The sequence below is a fragment of the Streptomyces sp. NPDC048290 genome, assembly GCF_040652095.1.
GTDB lineage: Bacteria > Actinomycetota > Actinomycetes > Streptomycetales > Streptomycetaceae > Streptomyces.
In genome coordinates this window covers 1-17,490 of record NZ_JBEZLM010000034.1, presented here as the reverse complement: position 1 = coordinate 17,490, position 17,490 = coordinate 1, and the positions used below count along the sequence as shown (strand labels likewise).

7 protein-coding genes are annotated in these 17,490 nt (G+C 76.1%); 5 read left to right on the top strand and 2 right to left on the bottom strand.

The features are described from left to right. Positions 1 to 253 precede the first annotated feature (253 nt). On the bottom strand, positions 254 to 1,894 hold the full coding sequence (locus AB0D49_RS37515; protein ID WP_362767240.1) for an amidohydrolase: 1,641 nt from the start codon (positions 1,892 to 1,894) through the stop codon (positions 254 to 256). A gap of 145 nt (positions 1,895 to 2,039) precedes the next feature. Between AB0D49_RS37515 and AB0D49_RS37510 the strand changes: the two genes are divergently transcribed. Continuing rightward, positions 2,040 to 3,014 carry an Lrp/AsnC family transcriptional regulator gene (locus AB0D49_RS37510; RefSeq protein ID WP_362767237.1) on the top strand — a complete coding sequence of 325 codons (975 nt, stop codon included), beginning with the start codon at positions 2,040 to 2,042 and terminating at the stop codon, positions 3,012 to 3,014. 53 nt (positions 3,015 to 3,067) lie between these two features. After that, entirely contained in the window at positions 3,068 to 3,808 is a 741-nt protein-coding gene (locus tag AB0D49_RS37505; RefSeq protein WP_362767234.1) for a peptidase E, read from the top strand. 137 nt (positions 3,809 to 3,945) lie between these two features. Here the strand turns inward: AB0D49_RS37505 and AB0D49_RS37500 are convergent, their stop codons facing one another. Beyond that, positions 3,946 to 4,989: a polysaccharide deacetylase family protein gene (locus AB0D49_RS37500; RefSeq protein ID WP_362767231.1), complete on the bottom strand. Its 1,044-nt coding sequence runs from the start codon at positions 4,987 to 4,989 to the stop codon at positions 3,946 to 3,948. A 303-nt stretch (positions 4,990 to 5,292) separates the two neighbouring features. Between AB0D49_RS37500 and AB0D49_RS37495 the strand changes: the two genes are divergently transcribed. From AB0D49_RS37495 to AB0D49_RS37485, 3 genes are all read left to right on the top strand, one after another. After that, a complete protein-coding gene (locus tag AB0D49_RS37495) occupies positions 5,293 to 8,406 on the top strand; it encodes an AMP-binding protein (protein WP_362767228.1) in 3,114 nt (1,037 codons plus the stop codon). Between the two features lie 269 nt (positions 8,407 to 8,675). Next, complete coding sequence (locus AB0D49_RS37490; RefSeq protein WP_362767225.1) at positions 8,676 to 11,801, top strand: amino acid adenylation domain-containing protein; 3,126 nt, start codon at positions 8,676 to 8,678, stop codon at positions 11,799 to 11,801. Continuing rightward, positions 11,801 to 17,413 carry an amino acid adenylation domain-containing protein gene (locus tag AB0D49_RS37485; protein ID WP_362767222.1) on the top strand — a complete coding sequence of 1,871 codons (5,613 nt, stop codon included), beginning with the start codon at positions 11,801 to 11,803 and terminating at the stop codon, positions 17,411 to 17,413. Before AB0D49_RS37490 ends, AB0D49_RS37485 begins: the two co-directional genes overlap by 1 nt. Positions 17,414 to 17,490: the final 77 nt, after the last annotated feature.

The following is a 17,490-nucleotide window of genomic DNA, read 5'->3' as shown; positions in this document are numbered from 1 at the left end:
CCCGGCATCGGGTCGAGGCGGTGCCGTACTCACTCCCGGTGCCGCCGGCACGGCCCGGCTCAGGCCGAGCCCGGCGGCCCGGAGGGCGACCGCGCCGATCCCGGCGGTCTGATCCGGGCCGGTCCGGACGGCACCCCGGTGGTCCGGCCGAAGTCGGCGGCCGATCCTGGCGGCGGCTGGTCGGCGGACTCACGGTGGTGGGCGGGCCGGGCCTGATCCGGGTGCCGCGCGGCGCTCCGGCGGACCGGCGCCGTCAACGCGCGTCGCGGGCCCCGGAGTCGGCACCGGGGCCGTGGACGGTCCGGCCGCCCAGGACGGTGTGGGTGGGTTCGAGGTCCCGCAGGGTGTCGGCGGGGCACCGGGCCGGGTCGCGGTCCCAGACGGTGAGGTCGGCGAGGCGGCCGGGGCCGAGGGAGCCGCGCAGTCGGTCCTCGCCGAGGAGCCGGGCGGCGTCGGTGGTGTGCAGGGCGACCGCCTCGTCGTAGGTGATGGCGTGTTCGGGGCCCTGGACGCCGATGACGGTCGACCGGGTCGTCATGCCCCACACGGAGCGCATGGCGCCGAACCGGCCCACGGGGAAGTCGGACCCGGCCGCGATCAGCGCCCCCTGGTCGAGCCAGCCCCGGGCGGGGAAGAGCGCGGCGACCCGCTCCGCTCCCCAGTACTCCCGCTCGACCTCGGCGGTGTCGTGGAGCAGGGGCTGCTGGATGGTGACCGGGATGCCGAGCCGGGCGGCGCGGGCGCGCTGGTCGGGTCCGGCGAGACCGCCGTGCTCCATCACCAGCGTGCCGGGCAAAAGCCCGGGGTTGCGCTCAAGGACCCGCTCGTACACATCGAGCAGGACGCGTACCGCGCGGTCGCCGTAGGCGTGGGTGCCCGCCCGCCAGCCGCGCCGGACCACGGCCTCGACCGCTTCGACGAGCGCGTCGGGTTCCCAGATCAGGGTGCCCGAGAAGGTGTGGTCGCAGGCGTACGGCTGTTCGGTGGCACCGGCCTCCAGACCGCCGTCCAGGCCGAACTTCACCCCCCACACCGACAGCCACGGGTCGCCGGTGGGGCGCCAGTCCTCCATGACGTCGAGGAGGTCCTCGACCTCGGCCGCGCCGGTCAGGCCGAGCGCCGAGATCAGGGCGCGCACCCGGGTGCTGAGCGCCCCCGTGTCCCGGGCGGCGCGCAGCACCTCGTAGTCCCGCGGGGTGACCATGCAGTCCCGGACGGTGCCGATGCCGGTCGCCGCGTACCGGGCGCTCGCCACCCGCAGTCCGTCGATCTGCGCGGCGCGGTCGGGGGCCGGGAGCAGCCGCTCCACCAGGGGCAGGGCGGTGTCCATCAGCCGTCCGTCGAGCCTGCCGTCGGCGTCCCGTCCGATGACCCCGCCGGGCGGTACCGGGGTGTCCTCGGTGATGCCCGCGAGGCGCAGCGCGACGGTGTTGACGACGTCGTTGTGGCCGCCGCGCTTGACCAGGACGGGGTGACGGTCGGTGGCCCGGTCGAGTTCCGCCGCGGTGGGCAGCCGGCGTTCCGCGAGATCGAGTTCCTGCCAGTTGGTGGTGGTGCGGATCCACTGTCCCTCGGGGGTGACGGCGGCCCGCCGCCGGATCAGGTCGAGGAACTCGGCGAGGGTGCGGGCCTGGTGGACGGGGACGTCGTGGGCGCTGTGCCCGGCGAGGACGAGGTGGGTGTGGGTGTCGTCGAAGGCGGGCAGGACGGTCGCCCCGGGCAGGTCCTGGACGTCGGTGTGCGCGCCGGTGAGGTGGTCGAGGCCGTTCGGGTCGGCGGACAGGGCGATGATCCGGTCGCCCCGCACGGCGAGGGCGCGCCGGGGGGTCCGGCCGGGGATCAGGGTGTGCACTGCGGCGGCCCGGATCAGCAGATCCGCTCCGTGTCCGGTCATGGTGGTTCCTCCCGCGCGGGTGGGGTGCCGGTTTGCCGGTGGACGTCCGGTCCAGCGGCGGCACCACCGTTGTACGGGGCGCGTGCCGCTTTCCGGCACAGGGAGTGGCTCAAGGCGAGGAAACCCGTCAACTGGGCTGTCTAGAATGCGGATCGTGCGTCAAACCCTGGACGAGACCGAGCGTCGGATCGCGGCCGTGCTGCTGGCCTCGCCCCGGGCCGGGTGGCGTGAGGTCGGGGCCTGTCTCGGGCTGTCGGAGCGGACGGTCGTGCGCCGCGCCGCCCCGCTGTACGCGGACGGCACGCTGCGCGCCACGGTCGTCCGCAATCCCGTGCACTTCCCGGGGACCGTCCCACTCGTGCTGCGGGTGCGCTGCCGTCCCCAGCGGATCGGGCGGATCGCCGCCGCCCTGGCCCGCCGCCCGGACACCGTGTGGGTCGACATCCTCGGCAGCGGCACCGAGCTGTCCGCGGCGTTCTTCCTCGACGGCCCGGACGCCCGCACCGCGCTGCTGCTGCGCGATCTGCCCGCCACCGACGCCGTGGAGTCCTGGACCGCGCACACCCTGCTGCGGGTCTTCCCGACCGCGTTCCGCTGGACCTCCGGGCTGCTCACCGCGGCCGAGGAGGCCCGGCTCGCGCCCGGTCCGACGGCCCCGCCCGGCCCGCCCGTCCCTCCGCACACCGTCGACGGCGCCCTGATCGCGGCGCTCACCGAGGACGGCCGCGCCACCTACACCGAGTTGGCCCGCCGCGCGGACACCACCGCGCTGACCGCCCGGCGCCGGCTGGACACCCTGCTGCGCGCCCATGTCCTGCGGTCGGCCACCGAGGTGGATCTGGCGCTGCTGGGCGCGCGCACCGAGGCGATGCTGTGGATCGGGGTCAGGCCGGGACGGCTGGAGGAGGCCGCGCGGACGCTGGCCGCCCATCCGCAGGTCCGGTTCACGGCCGCCACCACGGGTCCGGCCACGCTGCTGGCCGCCGTCGCCGCGTCCGGCCTGGACGCCCTGTACACCTTCCTCACCACGGTCGTCGGACCGCTGCCGGGGATCACCGCCATCGAGACCACGCCCCTGCTGGCGACCGTCAAACGCACCGGCCTCGTCCGCCGCTCCTGACCGGCGGCCACCACGCCGTCCGCGCCGGGGCGGGCCGTCGTTACGATCGCCCCATGACGGCATCCGAACCCACCATCCTCGCCACCTCCGGCGGCCACCGCGCCGGTACCCGCACCCGTCTGCTGTTCGACGCGCTCGTCCATCACGCGGTGGACCTCGCCGGGGTGACGGGGCGGCGCCCGAAGGTGCTGTACATCGGGACGGCGGTCGGGGACGCCGAGCATGTCACCGCCCGCATGGCGGAGGCTGCGCGGGCCGCCGGATGGGATCTGACGCCGCTGATGCTGTTCCCGATGCCCAATGTCGAGGACGTCGAGGCGACCGTGCTGGAGCACGACGTGGTGTGGGTGATGGGCGGCTCGGTGGCCAATCTGCTCGCGGTGTGGCGGGTGCACGGCCTGGACGCGGTGCTGCGCCGCGCCTGGGAGGCGGGCGTGGTGCTCAGCGGGGTCAGCGCGGGCTCCCTGTGCTGGTTCCAGGGCGGCACGACGGACTCGTACGGGCCGACGCTGCGCCCCGTCACCAACGGGCTCGGGCTGCTGCCGTACGGCAACGGGGTGCATTACGACGTGGACGCGGGGCGCCGTCCGCTGATCCACCGGCTGGTGGCGGACGGCACATTCACCGAGGCGCACTGCACGGACGACGGGGTGGGGCTGGTCTACCGGGGCACGGAACTGGTCGAGGCGGTCGCCGAACTGCCGGGCAAGGGCGCCTATCGGGTGCGGCGGGAGGGCGGCGAGGCGGTGGAGGAGCGGATCGAGCCGCGTCGGCTGCCCGCGCCGCCCGACTGAGCCCCGCGCCCCTTCCCCTCGCGGATCGAGCCGCGCCCGCTGCCCGCGCCGCCCGACCGAGCCCCGCGCCCCTTCCCCTCGCGGATCGAGCCACGCCCGCTGCCCGCGCCGCCCGACTGAGCGCCGCGCGCCTTCGCTCAGCGGCGGTCCGGGAGCCCCGCCAGTTCGTCCGCCCGTACGAAGCGCAGATCGCGGGCGAGCAGGCCCTCGATCACCGCGGGCAGCGCCTCGACGGTCTGGTGGCGGTCGCCGCCGCCGTCGTGCATCAGGATCAGTGAGCCGGGGCCCGCGTGGTCGAGGACGGTCCTGGTGATCCGCTCCGGGCCGGGGCGGGCCCAGTCCCAGGAGTCGACGTCCCACAGGGCCAGCGCGGGGCCGGAGTCGAGCAGGGCGGTGAGGGTCTCGGGGGTGCGGGCGCCGTAGGGCGGGCGGAAGACGTCCGGCACCTGGCCCACCGCGCGGTCGAACGCCTCGCTGGTGCGGTCGAGCTGGAGCCGGAACTGCCGGGCGGTCAGATCCGGCAGGAAGGGATGCGACCAGGTGTGGTTGCCGAGGCCGTGCCCGGCGTCCACGATCCGCCGCACCTCGTCGGGCAGGGCGCGTACATGGAGGCCGACGCAGAAGAACGTGGCCCGGACGTCGTAGCGGGCCAGGATGTCGAGCACCTGGCGGGTGTGGCGGGGGTCGGGGCCGTCGTCGAAGGTGAGCGCGATGTCCCGGCGCTCGCGCGGGCCGTGCCGGAAGCAGCGGCCCGCCTCGGTGAGCCGGGTCTCGACGGGGGCGGCGCGGCGGATGCCGTCGTGGTAGTCCGCGTCCCGTCCGCTCTGGCCGCCGCCCTCGGCGGTGAGCGGGGCGAGGGCGGCGCGGCCGGTCCTCGCCAGCTCGGCCAGGGCGAGGGCCGGGACCGAGCCGAAGTCGGGGCGTGCGCCGAGGTGGTGCGGGTCGGCGCGGTAGACGTCGAGGCCGGCCGCCGTCAGGAGTCCGTCGACCAGGCCGTTGGTGCTCTCCAGGACCACGGCGCACGGGTCCTGGGGCTGTCTGCCCTCGCCGCCGAGCCACCGGGTCAGTTCGGGGACCCGTTCCGCGCCCCAGTGGGTGGGGTCCATGGCCCGTCCGCCGTCGGCGTCCACCACTTCGACCTGATAGCCGTCGGCGTTCCAGGCGATTCCCGCGTACAGCATCTGTTCGATTCCTTCTCGCTCGCCCGGGTACGGCCGCGCACCCGGAGGCCGGTCGGGGGGACAGGGGTGTGGCGGCGGGTCCGGTGGCGTCCCGGGGCGACGGGCCCGCCCGCGCGGCCGATCGCCACCGATGTCCACGAACTCTCCATCATTGCGACACAAGTGCGACAGTGGCGCGCTATCCTTCGCCGTGCCCGCCGAATGGTCCAGACCATACCCAAGGGCGGACTTCGCGCGCCATGCCTGACGACCGACTCCCGTGTCATCGCATGTCCGGGTCAACTCCCGGGCCGCACCACGTACTTGGAGGGCATCATCAACGCACCGCCCGCTGTGCCGACCGTCCCCGATCTGCTCGACGCACGGGCCGCCGAGCAGCCCGACGGCGTCGCGATCCAGGTACGCGGCGGCGGCACCCTCACCTACGGCGCCTGGCGGTTACGGGCCGTGCGCGCCGCACACGGACTCGCCGCCGCGGGGACCCGCCCCGGCGACCTGCTGGCCCTGCGGTTCGCGAACGAGGAGTGGGACCGGTACGCGGTCGCGTTCCTCGCCGCCCACTACGCCGGGGCCGCCGCCCTCGTCCTGCGCGCCGACCTGACGGACCTTGAGGCCGCGGGGCTGGCCGCGCAATGCGGCGCCACCGCCGTCCTGCGCGGCACCCGACTCCCTCCGCTGGCACATGAATTGATGGATCATCAGCTGGATGCTGTCGAGACAGCCGGTGCCGGGGACGGACCCGTGCCGCCGCACAGCCCCGCCCCCTGCGACACCGCGCAGATCGTCGGCACGTCCGGCACCACCGGGACGTCCAAGGGCGTCATCGCCTCCCACGCCAGCCTCACCGCCGGACTCACCGCCGGAGCGCGCCCGCACCCCCGCCACCGCCCCTACGCGCACTCCCGGTACGCCCTGCACGCCTTCCCGCTGGGCACCAACGCGGCCCAGATGATGGTCGTCGGCGCGCTCACCGGGGCACCCGCGACCGTCGTCCTGCCCCGGTTCGACGCCGAGGAGTTCGGCCGGACCGTCGCCGAACTCCAGGTCGGCACGGTCTTCCTGGTCCCCTCCATGGCGATCGAACTCCTCAACACCCGGGTCGCCGAGCGCCACGACCTCTCCAGTGTGCTGCTGCTGTCGTCCTCCGCCGCCGCGCTGCCCGTCCCCGTCGCCCTGGCGCTGACCGAGGCCCTGCCCAAGGCCACCGTCGTCAACGCCTACACCTCCGCCGAGGCGTCCCCCGCCCAGCTCTCCACCCTCGTCGACCTCGCCCGCCCCGGCTCCGTCGGACGCCCCACCGACCCCGGTGACCTGCGGCTGCTCGGCCCCGACGGTACCGAGGTGGCGGCCGGGGAGACCGGCGAGGTCTGGCTGCGCCAGCCCGGACCGCCCCGCGCCTACGCCGGTGACCCCGCCGCCTCCGCCGCCGTGTTCCGGGACGGCTGGGTCCGGATGGGCGACCTGGGACGGCTGGACGACGCCGGGTATCTGCACCTGGTCGACCGGGAGAGCGAGGTCGTCAAGTCCGGTGCCGTGAAGGTCTCCACCCTGCGCGTCGAGGACGTGCTGCACGCCCATCCCGGGGTCGCGGACGCCGCCGTCCTCGGTCTGCCGCACCCCGTCATGGGCGCGGTACCGGCGGCCGTGGTGGTCCCCGCCGAGGACGGGCTCGACCTGGACGAGCTGCGGCTCTTCCTGGCCGCCCGGCTCAGCCGCGCCGAACTGCCGGTGCGGATACTGACCGCCGCCGATCTGCCGCGCAACGCCTCCGGGAAGGTCGTCAAGCACCGGCTGCGGCCCCTGTTCGACACCGCCGCCCCCGCTCCCGGCGCCGGGTCACCGCCGCCGCGCACCGCGACCGAGCGGGCCCTCGCCGAGCTGTGGCACACGGTGCTGGGGCGTCGGGTCGGCGCGGTCGGGGAGGAGTTCTTCGCGCTGGGCGGCGACTCCTTCCGCGCGGTGCGGCTCGCCACCGCCGTCGGGGAGCGGTTCGGGGTCGGGGCGAGCGCCGCGCTGGTCTTCGCCCGCCCCTCCCTGCGGGCACAGGCGGCGTGGCTCGACGAGCAGGGCGGGTCCGGAGCGGGCCCGTCCGCCCCCACAACCAGTGATCCGCTCGCCCTGCCGCCCTACCTGGAAGCCCTCCGCGCCCAGCCCCACGAGGTCCCCCTGACCAGCCAGCAGGAGAACTTTCTCGACTGGGCGGCGGAGGAGCCCGGACGGGACGTCGGCGCGGTCACCGCGGTCCTCCGGGTCGCCGACCGCCTCGACACCGCCGCCCTCGGCCGGGCGGTCACCGCGCTCGCCGCCCGCCACCCCGCGCTGCGCACCCGGTTCGTCCCCGTCCCCGGCGCGCTGCCCGGACTGGTCCGTACCGTCCTGGACGCGGAGCCCCGCGTCCGGATCACCCTGCGCGAGGCGCCCGGCGCCACCGCCGAGGAGACCGACGCGCTGCTGATCGCCGAACGGGACCGGCTCACCGACCTGGGCGAGGACCCGCTCACCCGGCTGCTGGTCGTCACCCGCGGCCCCGAGGACCATGTCGTGCTGCTCGCCGTGCACCACATGGTCGCCGACGGCTGGTCCGTGGGCGTGCTCCTGCACGAACTCGGGCTCGCCTACGACGCCCTGCGCCGCTCCCGCACGCCCCGGCTGCCCGGCCACGCCCTGCCGTACCCGGACCTGGTGCGCTGGGCGGGCGGACAGTGGGCGGCGGGCCGCCGTCACTTCGCGACCGCGCTGGACGGCGCGCCCTCCGCGCTCGACCCCTTCCCCGGCCGCCGGACCGTGGACCGGGTCCACACGGTGGCCCACCCCTTCACCGTCGCCGCCGGGCCCGCCGGACGGCTGCGCGACCGCGCCCTGGGCCTCGCCGTCACCCCGTTCATGGCCGTCGCCGCCCTGTGGAGCGGGCTGCTCGCCGCCCGCTCCGGCACCACCGACCTGGTGCTGATGACCCCCGTGCCCGGCCGGACCCGCCCCGAGGCACAGCGGACCGTGGGCTGTCTGGTGCAGTCCCTGCTGGTACGGGTCGACTGCTCCGGCGGCCCCGGCTTCGCCGAACTCGCCGAGCGGGTACGGCTCGCCCTGACCGGCGCGCTGGACCACCAGATGTACCCCTACGCCGAGTTCAAGCCGCACCGCGTCGCCTTCCCGGCCTGGCTGCGGTACGAGAACTGGGCCGCCGACGCCCACCTTCCCGGGCTGCGCTGCACGCCCTGGGCGCTGCCGCGCGGGACCACCGTCCCCTGGCCGCTGCCGGGCGGCGATCTCGGCGTGCCCGAACTCACCGTCGTGGAACAGCCGGACGGCTCCCTGGACTGCTGGCTCCAGTACAACGCGCTGGCCTTCGACGAGGACGCCATCACCGCTCTCGCCGACGGCTTCACCGACGCGCTGACCGCCGCCACGGACGGCTGACCCCGACCGCCGCGCCCCGCGCACGCGCCCGACCGCCCGCCGGCCGGCCGGCCGACAGGTCACCGCCCGGTCGACACGCACCCCCGCGCACGTACCCGACGGCCGACCGGCCGACGGGCCACCGCCCGGCCTGCCCGCGCGCCTACGCACCCACCCCACCGGACCCGGGTCACCGCCGCCCCGCCGTCCGTACGGCACCCCCTGCCCTGGACCGACCTCTCCCTCTCCCGTTTCTCCCGTCCGTACGACCGAACGAGGAACCCACTGCCGTGACCAGCATTCCCGCCAGCCCCGCCCAGCAGGGCGTCTGGTTCAACGAACGGCTCGCACCGCTCGGCGCCGTCCACCACATGGCGTTCGCCCTGCGTCTCGACGGACCGCTGGACGCACCCGCGCTCACCGCCGCCGTCGCCGACGTGGCGGCCCGGCACCCCGCGCTCTCCCTCACCGTGCGGGACGACGACGGCACCCCCGTCCTCGTCCCCGGCCCCGCGCCCTCGCTCGTGACGCGGGACATCGACCCCGGCACCCGGGACGCCGTGACGGCCGAGGAGAGCGCCGCCCCCTTCGACCTGACCGCCGGACCCCCGGCCCGGTTCACCCTGCTGCGCACCGGTCCCGGCCGGGCGACCCTGCTGGGCGTGCTGCACCACCTGGTGTACGACGGCACCTCCACCGACATCCTGCTCACCGACCTCGCCGCCTGCTACGCCCACCGCACCGGCGACGGCCCGGCGCCCGAGCCGCCCGCACCCGCCCCGGCGCCCGTGCCCGTGTACGGCCCCGACGAGCTGGCGGCGGCGGCCGGACACTGGGAGGGACGCGAACTGCCCTCGCCCACCGTCCAGTTGCCCGGTCTCACCGCCGACCCCGGCGGACCGTCGGGCCCCGGCACCGGGCCGGGCGCCGTCGTCTCCTTCGACCTGGACCCCGCGCTCCGCGCCGACCTCGCCGCCACCGCCGAAAAGCTGGGCGTCACCGTCTTCGAACTCCTCCTCACCGCCGTGCACACCCTGCTGCTGCGGTACGGCAACGACCGGCCCGCCGTCGCCGTCGACCTGGGCACCCGGGGCCTGCGCGACGAGGGCCTGATCGGGATGCACGTCAATGAGCTGCCCGTGGTCGCCGCGCCCCGCCCCGACGTGCCCTTCGGGACGTTCGCCCGCGCGGTCCGGGCCGAACTGCGGGCCGCCTACCCGCACCGCCGGGTCCCCCTGGCCCGTGCCGTGCGGGGCATCCGTCCCGGTGTCAGCCTCGCCCCGGTGTCCCTCACCTACCGGCGGCGGATGGCCCCCGTCGCCCTGTCCGGGCTGGCCACCACGACCGACTGGTTCGTGTTCCCGGGCACGGCCCGGGGGGCGCTGCGGGTGCATCTGCTGGAGGGACCTGACCGGTTCAGCGTGCTGCTGATCCACCGCACCGACCGGCTGACGCCCCGGCACGCCCAGCGGATCGGCGCGCATCTGCGGCGGCTGCTCGCCGCGGTCACCGCCGCGCCGGGCACCGCGCTGGCCGATCTGCCGCTGCTCGACGACGCCGAACTCGCCCCGCTCACCGGGCCCGCCCCGGACGCCGACGCCGCCGGAGCGACCCTGCCCGCGCTGCTGCGGGCCGCGTTCGCCGCGCACCACGACCGCCCCGCCCTGACCGCCGGGGATCGGACCGTGACCTATGGCGAGTTGTCCCGCGCCGCGCACTCGCTGGCCCGCGCGCTGGTCGCCGAGGGCGTGCGGCCCGGGACGGTGGTCGCGGTCTGCGCCGAGCGGTCCGCCGAGACGGTGGCCGCCGTGCTCGCCGTCGCCCTCGCCGGGGGCGCCTATCTGCCGGTGGACCCCGGGTATCCGCCGGACCGGGTGGCGTTCGTGCTGGGCGACTGCGGGGCGCCCTTCGCCCTGGTCCAGCGCGCCACCGCCGAACGGATCGCGCCGGGGGTACGCACGATCGTCGTCGACGAGGCGTTCGAGACCGGCACGGCAGATGTGCCGGGCACAGTGAGCACGGCTGACACGGCTGACACGGCGGGTACGGGCGCCGCCGCACCCGACCCCACCGACCCCACCGACCTCGCCTACCTCATCTACACCTCCGGCTCCACCGGCCGCCCCAAGGGCGTCGAGATACCGCACGCCGCCCTGGCCCACCTGCTGCTCGCCTTCCGTACCGCGCTGGCCGTCCGCCCCGGTGACCGCTGGCTCGCCGTCACCTCCCTGTCCTTCGACATCTCCGCGCTGGAACTGCTGCTGCCGCTGATCACGGGCGGCCGGGTGGTCCTCGCCGACGAACGGCAGACCCGCGACGGCCGGGCCCTCGCCGAGCTGGTCGCGCGCCACCGGATCAGCCATCTCCAGGCCACCCCGTCCGGCTGGCGGCTGCTGCTGGACGCCGGGTTCGACGCCCCCGGTCTGACCGCCCTGTGCGGTGGCGAGGCGCTGCCGCTGCCGCTCGCCCGCCGGTTGCGCGAGCGCGTCGGACGGCTCTGGAACGTGTACGGCCCCACCGAGACCACCATCTGGTCCACCGCCGCCGAGGTGCCGGTGTCCCCGGCGGAGATCACCATCGGCCGCCCGATCGCCGGGACCACCGCGCTCGTCCTGGACCGCGCCGGACGGCCCGTGCCGCACGGGGTGCCCGGTGAACTCGCCCTCGGCGGTGCGGGGCTGGCCCGCGGCTACCGCGACCGGCCCGCGCTGACCGCCGAACGGTTCGTCACCGACCCAGCGACCGGCACCCGGCACTACCGCACCGGCGATCTGGCCCGGGTGCGCGCCGACGGGGCGCTGGACTGTCTGGGGCGTCTGGACGACCAGGTGAAGCTGCGCGGCCACCGGATCGAACCGGGCGAGATCGAGGCCCGGCTCCAGGAGCACCCGGCGGTGGCCGCCGCCGCGGTCGCCGTGCACGGCTCCCCCGACGACCCGGGCGGCCAGATCCTCACCGCGTACCCGGTGTGGCGGCCCGGCGTCCCCGTCCCGACCCCGGCCGAGCTGCGCGCGTTCCTCGCCCTCACGCTGCCACCGGTGATGCTGCCCGCCGCCGTGCACCCGCTGCCCGCGCTGCCGCTGACCCCCAACGGCAAGACCGACCGCCGCGCCCTGCCCGCCCCCGATCGATCCGCGACCGCCGAGGAGCCCGACACGGACGGCGGTGACGACCCCCTGGACGAGGTGACCGCCGAGGTCGCCGCGATCTGGCGCGAACTGCTCGCCGTCGGCTGGCTCGCCCCGCACGCCGACCTCTTCGACCTCGGCGCCCACTCCCTGACGATCACCCAGGCAGCCGCCCGCATCCGCGACCGGCTCGGCGTCGAGGTGCCGCTGCACGTGTTCTACGAGACCCCGACCGTCGCCGCCGTCGCCGACGCGGTCACCGTCGAACTGCTGGCGGTGGAGGACTGATGGCCTCCGTCGACCGCCCCGCGTCCGTCGACCGCCCCGCGCCCGTTCCGCCGACCCGCCGCCGTACCCTGACCGCCGAGCAGAAGGCGCTGCTCGCCGCCCGGCTGCGGGCCCGTCCAGCGGCCGGTGACCGGGCCCCGGCCGTCCCGCCCCGCCCGCCGGGCACGCCCGCGCCGCTCTCCCTGGCCCAGGAACGCCTCTGGTTCGTCGAGCAGCTCACCCCCGGCACGGCCGCCTATGTGCTGCCCGTCGCCGGACGGCTGCGGGGCCGCCTCGACCCGGACGCGCTGCGGGAGTCGCTGCGGCTGGTCGCCGTACGGCACGACACGCTGCGGTCGTCGTTCCCCGCGGCCGAGGACGGCGGCCCGGTGCTGCGGATCGCGCCCCCGGACTCCTTCGCCGTGCCCTGGCGCGCCCTCGACCTGAGCGGGCTGCCCGCACCCGCGCGGGAGGACGCGGCTCGCGCCGAGGTGGAGGCGGAGGTCGCCCGCCCCTTCGACCTCGCCGAAGGGCCCCTGCTCCGCGCCCTGCTGCTGCGGCTCGCCGCCGACGACCACGTACTGGCCGTCTGTCAGCACCACCTCACCGGCGACGGCTGGTCCGCCGCTCTGCTGCTGGACGAACTCCTCGCGGGTCACGAGGAGTTGACGGACGGCAGACAGCCGGACCGGGCGCCGCCGCCCGTCGGCTACACCGATGTGGCGCACTGGCAGCGGTCCCGCCAGGACCTCCCGGCCGCCCGGGAGAGCCTGGAGCACTGGCGTACGGCGATGACCGGCGTACCGCCGCTGGAGCTGCCCACCGACCGGACGCGGCCCGCGCTGCCGGGGTCCGGGGGCGCCACGCACATGTTCCGGCTCGACCCGGCCGCGCACGAGGCGGCGCGGGCGCTGGCCCGGGGGCGCGGCGCCACCCTGTACATGACGCTGCTCGCCGCCTTCCAGGTGGTGCTGGGGCGGTGGTCGGGACAGCGGGACTTCGCGGTCGGCACCCCGTTCGCGGGACGGCCGACGGAGGCGACCGAGGACCTGATCGGGCTGTTCAGCACCATGCTGCCGCTCCGCGCCGACCTGGGCGCGGACGCCGACGGCGCCTCCCCCGGCTTCCGGACGGTCCTGGCCCGGGTCAGGGCCGCCGCGCTCGGCGCCCAGCAGCACCAGGACACGCCGTTCGAACGGCTGGTGGAGGCCCTGGACCTGCCGCGTGACGTGGGCCGCCCACCGCTGTTCCAGGTGTCGTTCGCGCTCCAGAACCAGCGCGACCGCCGGTTCGTGCCGCGCGCCCTGGAGTGGCGCACGTTCCCGTTCCACGGCACGGGCGTCCATCTGGACCTCGGCCTGTACTGCACCGAGACCGAGGAAGGGCTCGACGCGTTCCTCACCTACCGCACCGACCTCTGGGACGCGGCGACGATCGCCCGGCTCGCGGAGCACTGGCAGCGGGTCCTCGTGGGGGCCGCCGCCGATCCGCACACCCCGGTGGACGCCCTGGAGCTGCTCGGCCCCGAGGACCGGCACCGCGTCCTGACCGCGTGGAACGACACCGGCACCGCGACCCCGTGCGCGCCGACCTTGGCCGACGCCGTCGCCGCCCAGGCCGCCCGCACTCCGGACACCACCGCCCTGGTCCACGCGGGGCGGTCCCTGACGTACGCCGCGCTCGACCGGCGGGCGAACCGGCTGGCACGGGTGCTGCGGACGGCGGGCGCCCGCCCGGACACGGTCGTCGGGGTCTGTCTGGAACAGGGCGTCGAGCAGGCGGTCGCGCTGCTCGCGGTGCTGAAGGCGGGCGCCGGGTACGTCCCGCTGGACCCCGAGCAGCCCGCCCGGCGGCTCGGCCACATGCTGGCCGACTCCGCGCCGGTCGCCCTGATCACCACCGGCGCCCACCGCGCCCTGCTGGACGGCTCCGACGCCCCGGTCCTCGTGCTGGACGGCCCGATGGACCCGGTCGCCGGGGTACCGGACGGCCCGCTGGACCCGGCCGCCGGTCCCGACCATCTGGCGTACGTCATCTACACCTCGGGTTCGACGGGCACGCCCAAGGGTGTGGCGGTGCGGCACCGGCAGGTGCTGACCTATCTCGACGGGGTGCGGCAGCGGTGCGCGGCGGCGGGGCTGCCGGACGGGGCCCGTCATCTGCTGCTCCAGTCGCTGGCCTTCGACTTCGGGCTGACGACGCTGTATCTGTCGCTGACGACCGGCGGCACCCTGCATCTGCTGGCGCCACGCACCTCGGGGCCGGAGATCGCCGAGCGGCTCGCCCGGGACCGGATCGACTGCGTCAAGCTCACCCCGTCCCATCTCGCCGCGCTCGCCGCCGAGACCGGGGACCTCGCGGCGCTGCTCCCCCGGCGGCTGCTGATCCTCGGCGGTGAGGCGTCCGGCTGGGAGTGGAGCCGGGCGCTGGCAGCGACGGCGGCCCGGACCGGCTGCCGGGTCGTCAACCACTACGGCCCCACCGAGGCGACCGTCGGCGCCACCACCCATCTCCTCGACCCGGAGCAGCCCGCCGAGGGGCCGACCACCCCCATCGGCCGTCCGCTGCCCGGCGCCCGGGTGTACGTCCTCGACCCCCGGGGCGCCCCCGTGCCGCCCGGGGTGACGGGCGAGCTGTGGATCGGCGGCGACCGGCTGGCCGCCGGTTATCTGAACCTTCCGGACCTCACCGCCGACCGCTTCCGGCCCGACCCGTTCGTGCCGGACGCCCCGGGGCCGATCCCGCCCCGTATGTACCGCACCGGGGATCTGGCCCGGCACCGCCGCGACGGCACGGTGGAGTTCCTGGGGCGGGGCGACGACCAGGTCAAGATCCGCGGCTACCGGGTCGAGCTGGGCGAGGTCGAGACGCATCTCGCGCGGCTGCCCGGCGTCGGACAGGCCGTCGCCGCCGCGCGGGGGCCCGCCGGGGAGCTGACCCTCGTCGGCTATCTGGTGCCCGCCGACCCGGACGTCCCGCCGCCGCCCGCCGCCGAGTCGCGGCGGCTGCTCGCCGAGCACCTGCCCGACTACCTCGTCCCGTCCCGTCTCGTGGTGCTGGCGGAGCTGCCCCGGCTGGCGCACGGCAAGGTGGACCGGCGTGCGCTGCCCGAGCCGGGGCGGCCCGGCCCCGGCGAGAGCGCCGCGTACCTGGAGCCCCGCACCGACGCGGAACGGACCGTCGCCGCGCTGTGGGCGGACCTCCTCGGGCTGGAACGGGTCGGCGCGCACGACGACTTCTTCGACCTCGGCGGGCACTCCCTGCTCGCGCTGCGGATGGTGGCGTCCCTGCGCCGGCTGCTGGGCCCGGCGGCCGGAATCACGCTCATGGACGTCTTCCGGCACCGCACGGTCACCGCCGTCGCCGCCCTCGCGGACCGCGACGGACACGGCCCGCGCCCCCTGCTGCACCGGCTCACCCCGGCCCGCCCCGGCGGGACCGACACCCTCTCCCTGGTGTGTCTGCCGTACGGCGGCGGCAGTGCCGTCGTCTATCAGCCGCTGGCCGACGCCCTGCCGGAGGGGGTGGCGCTGCACGCGGTCGCGGTGCCGGGGCACGACCTCGGGATGTCGGAGGAGTCGCTGCCGCTGACGGAGGTGGCCCGGCGCTGCGCGGACGAGGTGCTGGCGTCGGTACCGGGGCCGGTGGCGGTGTACGGGCACTGCGGGGTGGGCGCGGCGCTCGCGGTGGAGACGGCCCGGCTGCTGGCCGCCGCGGGGCGTGAGCCCGCCGCCGTCTATCTGGGCGGGATCTTCCCGTTCGCACGGCCCACCGAGGGGCTGCTCGGCCTGTTCTCCCGCTTCTCGGTCCTGGACCGGCGGCGCAGCGGACGGCTGCATCTGAACTGGCTGCGGTCGATGGGCGCCGACCTGGAGGGGCTGGAACCGGAGCAGTTGGCCACGGTGGTGCGCACTGTCCGGGAGGACTCCCGGGCGGCGGAGGCGTACTTCACCGAGCGCCTCGCCGGACCGCCGGGCGAGCTGACCGGTCCGGTGGTGTCGGTGGTGGGGTCGGCCGATCCGGGTACGGAGTTCCACCGGGAGCGGTTCCGTGAGTGGGCGTTCGTGGGGCCGACGACGGCGGTGGCGGTGCTGGACGAGGGCGGGCACTACTTCCTCAAGCACCGGGCGGCGGAACTCGCCGAGATCGTGACGACGGTCCATCCGGCCGTCCGGGAGGGCACGTCCCTCCGGGGGCGCACGGAGGGGGCGACCTGGTGGGTGGACGGGGCCCACCGGGAGCCGCCCGCCGCCACCACGGCGACCGGGGCACGCCCGCGGGCGCGGCGTGACACCCGTCGGTTCATGGCGGTGGCCGCCTCGCAGACGGTGTCCCAGACGGGGTCGGCGCTCACCGAGTTCGCGCTGCCGCTGTGGATCTACCTCACCACCGGGTCGGTGGCCTGGTTCGGGCTGTTCGCGGTCCTCGGGATCGTGCCGGGGCTGCTGGCGGCGCCGGTGCTGGGCGGTCTGGTGGACCGGGTCGACCGGCGGCGGGTGATGCTCACGGCCACCTTGGTGTCGGGGTCCACGGAGGCGGTGCTCGCGCTGCTCCACGGGTTCGGGGCGCTGCGGCCGTGGCATGTGGGGGTGCTGATGGCGGTGCTGTCGGTGTCGCTGACCGGGCAGCGGCTCGCCTTCCAGTCGGCGATCCCGCAACTGGTGCCCAAGCGGTATCTGGGGCACGCCAACGGGGTCGTGCAGATCTCCGGGGGTATCGCGCAGGTGGTGGCGCCGCTGGCGGCGGTCGGGCTGCTCGCCGCGATCGGGATCGGCGGGGTGCTGCTGCTGGACGTGGTGAGTTACGCGGTGGCGGCGGGTGTGCTGCTCACCGTGCGGTTCCCTCGCACGCTGGCGGCGCGGCGCCGCGAGACCCTGCTCCAGGAGATCGCCGCCGGGTTCCGGCTGGTGGTGGGGCAGCGCGGGTTCCGGGCGATGCTGGTGTTCTTCGCGGTGCTCAATCTGTTCCTGCCGGTCCTGTTCCAGATGATCTCGCCGCTGGTCCTCGGGTTCTCCTCGCTGGGCTCGGTGGCGTCGGTGTCCCTCGCGGGCGGTCTGGGTGCCGTGGTGGGCGGTCTCGCGATGGGGCTGTGGGGCGGGCCGCGGCGGCGCCGGATGCGCGGGATGCTGCTGGTGGTGCCGGTGCTGGCGGTGTGCTGCGCGCTGACCGGGCTGCGGCCGGATCTGCTGGTGGTGGCGGCCGGGGTGTTCGGGATGTCGGTGTCGCTGTCCCTGCTCAACGGGATCTATCTGACGATCGTGCAGGTGAAGGTCCCGCAGCGGTTCCACGGCCGGGTGATGGCCCTCAACCAGTTGGTCGCCTGGTCGACCCTGCCGGTGGGCTATCTGCTGATCGCGCCGCTCGGCACGGAGTTGCTGGGCCCGCTGATGGCGCCCGGCGGCGCGCTCGCCGGGACGGTGGGCGCGGTCCTGGGCACCGGCACGGGCCGCGGCATCGGACTGCTGTATGTGCTGCTGGGGGCGGCGATCCTGCTGCTGGGCGTGGTGTCGCTGCGGGTGCGGGTGCTGGCCCGCTTCGACCTCGAGGTGCCCGACGCGCAGGCCGACGACCTGGTGGGCCTGGCGGCGCTGGCCACGGCGGCACGGCGGCCCGCGCCGACCGGGGCGCGCTGAGTACGGGGCGGGGCGCGGCCGCCCGCTCCCCGCCGACCGCCATGGCCCACCGCGGCCCCACCGCGCCCCGGACCCGC

Bases quoted from the DNA above. Each gene is read 5' to 3' on its own strand.
- AB0D49_RS37515 (WP_362767240.1), bottom strand. From the start codon at position 1,894: ATGACCGGACACGGAGCGGATCTGCTGATCCGGGCCGCCGCAGTGCAC.
- AB0D49_RS37510 (WP_362767237.1), top strand. From the start codon at position 2,040: ATGCGGATCGTGCGTCAAACCCTGGACGAGACCGAGCGTCGGATCGCG.
- AB0D49_RS37505 (WP_362767234.1), top strand. From the start codon at position 3,068: ATGACGGCATCCGAACCCACCATCCTCGCCACCTCCGGCGGCCACCGC.
- AB0D49_RS37500 (WP_362767231.1), bottom strand. From the start codon at position 4,989: ATGCTGTACGCGGGAATCGCCTGGAACGCCGACGGCTATCAGGTCGAA.
- AB0D49_RS37485 (WP_362767222.1), top strand. From the start codon at position 11,801: ATGGCCTCCGTCGACCGCCCCGCGTCCGTCGACCGCCCCGCGCCCGTT.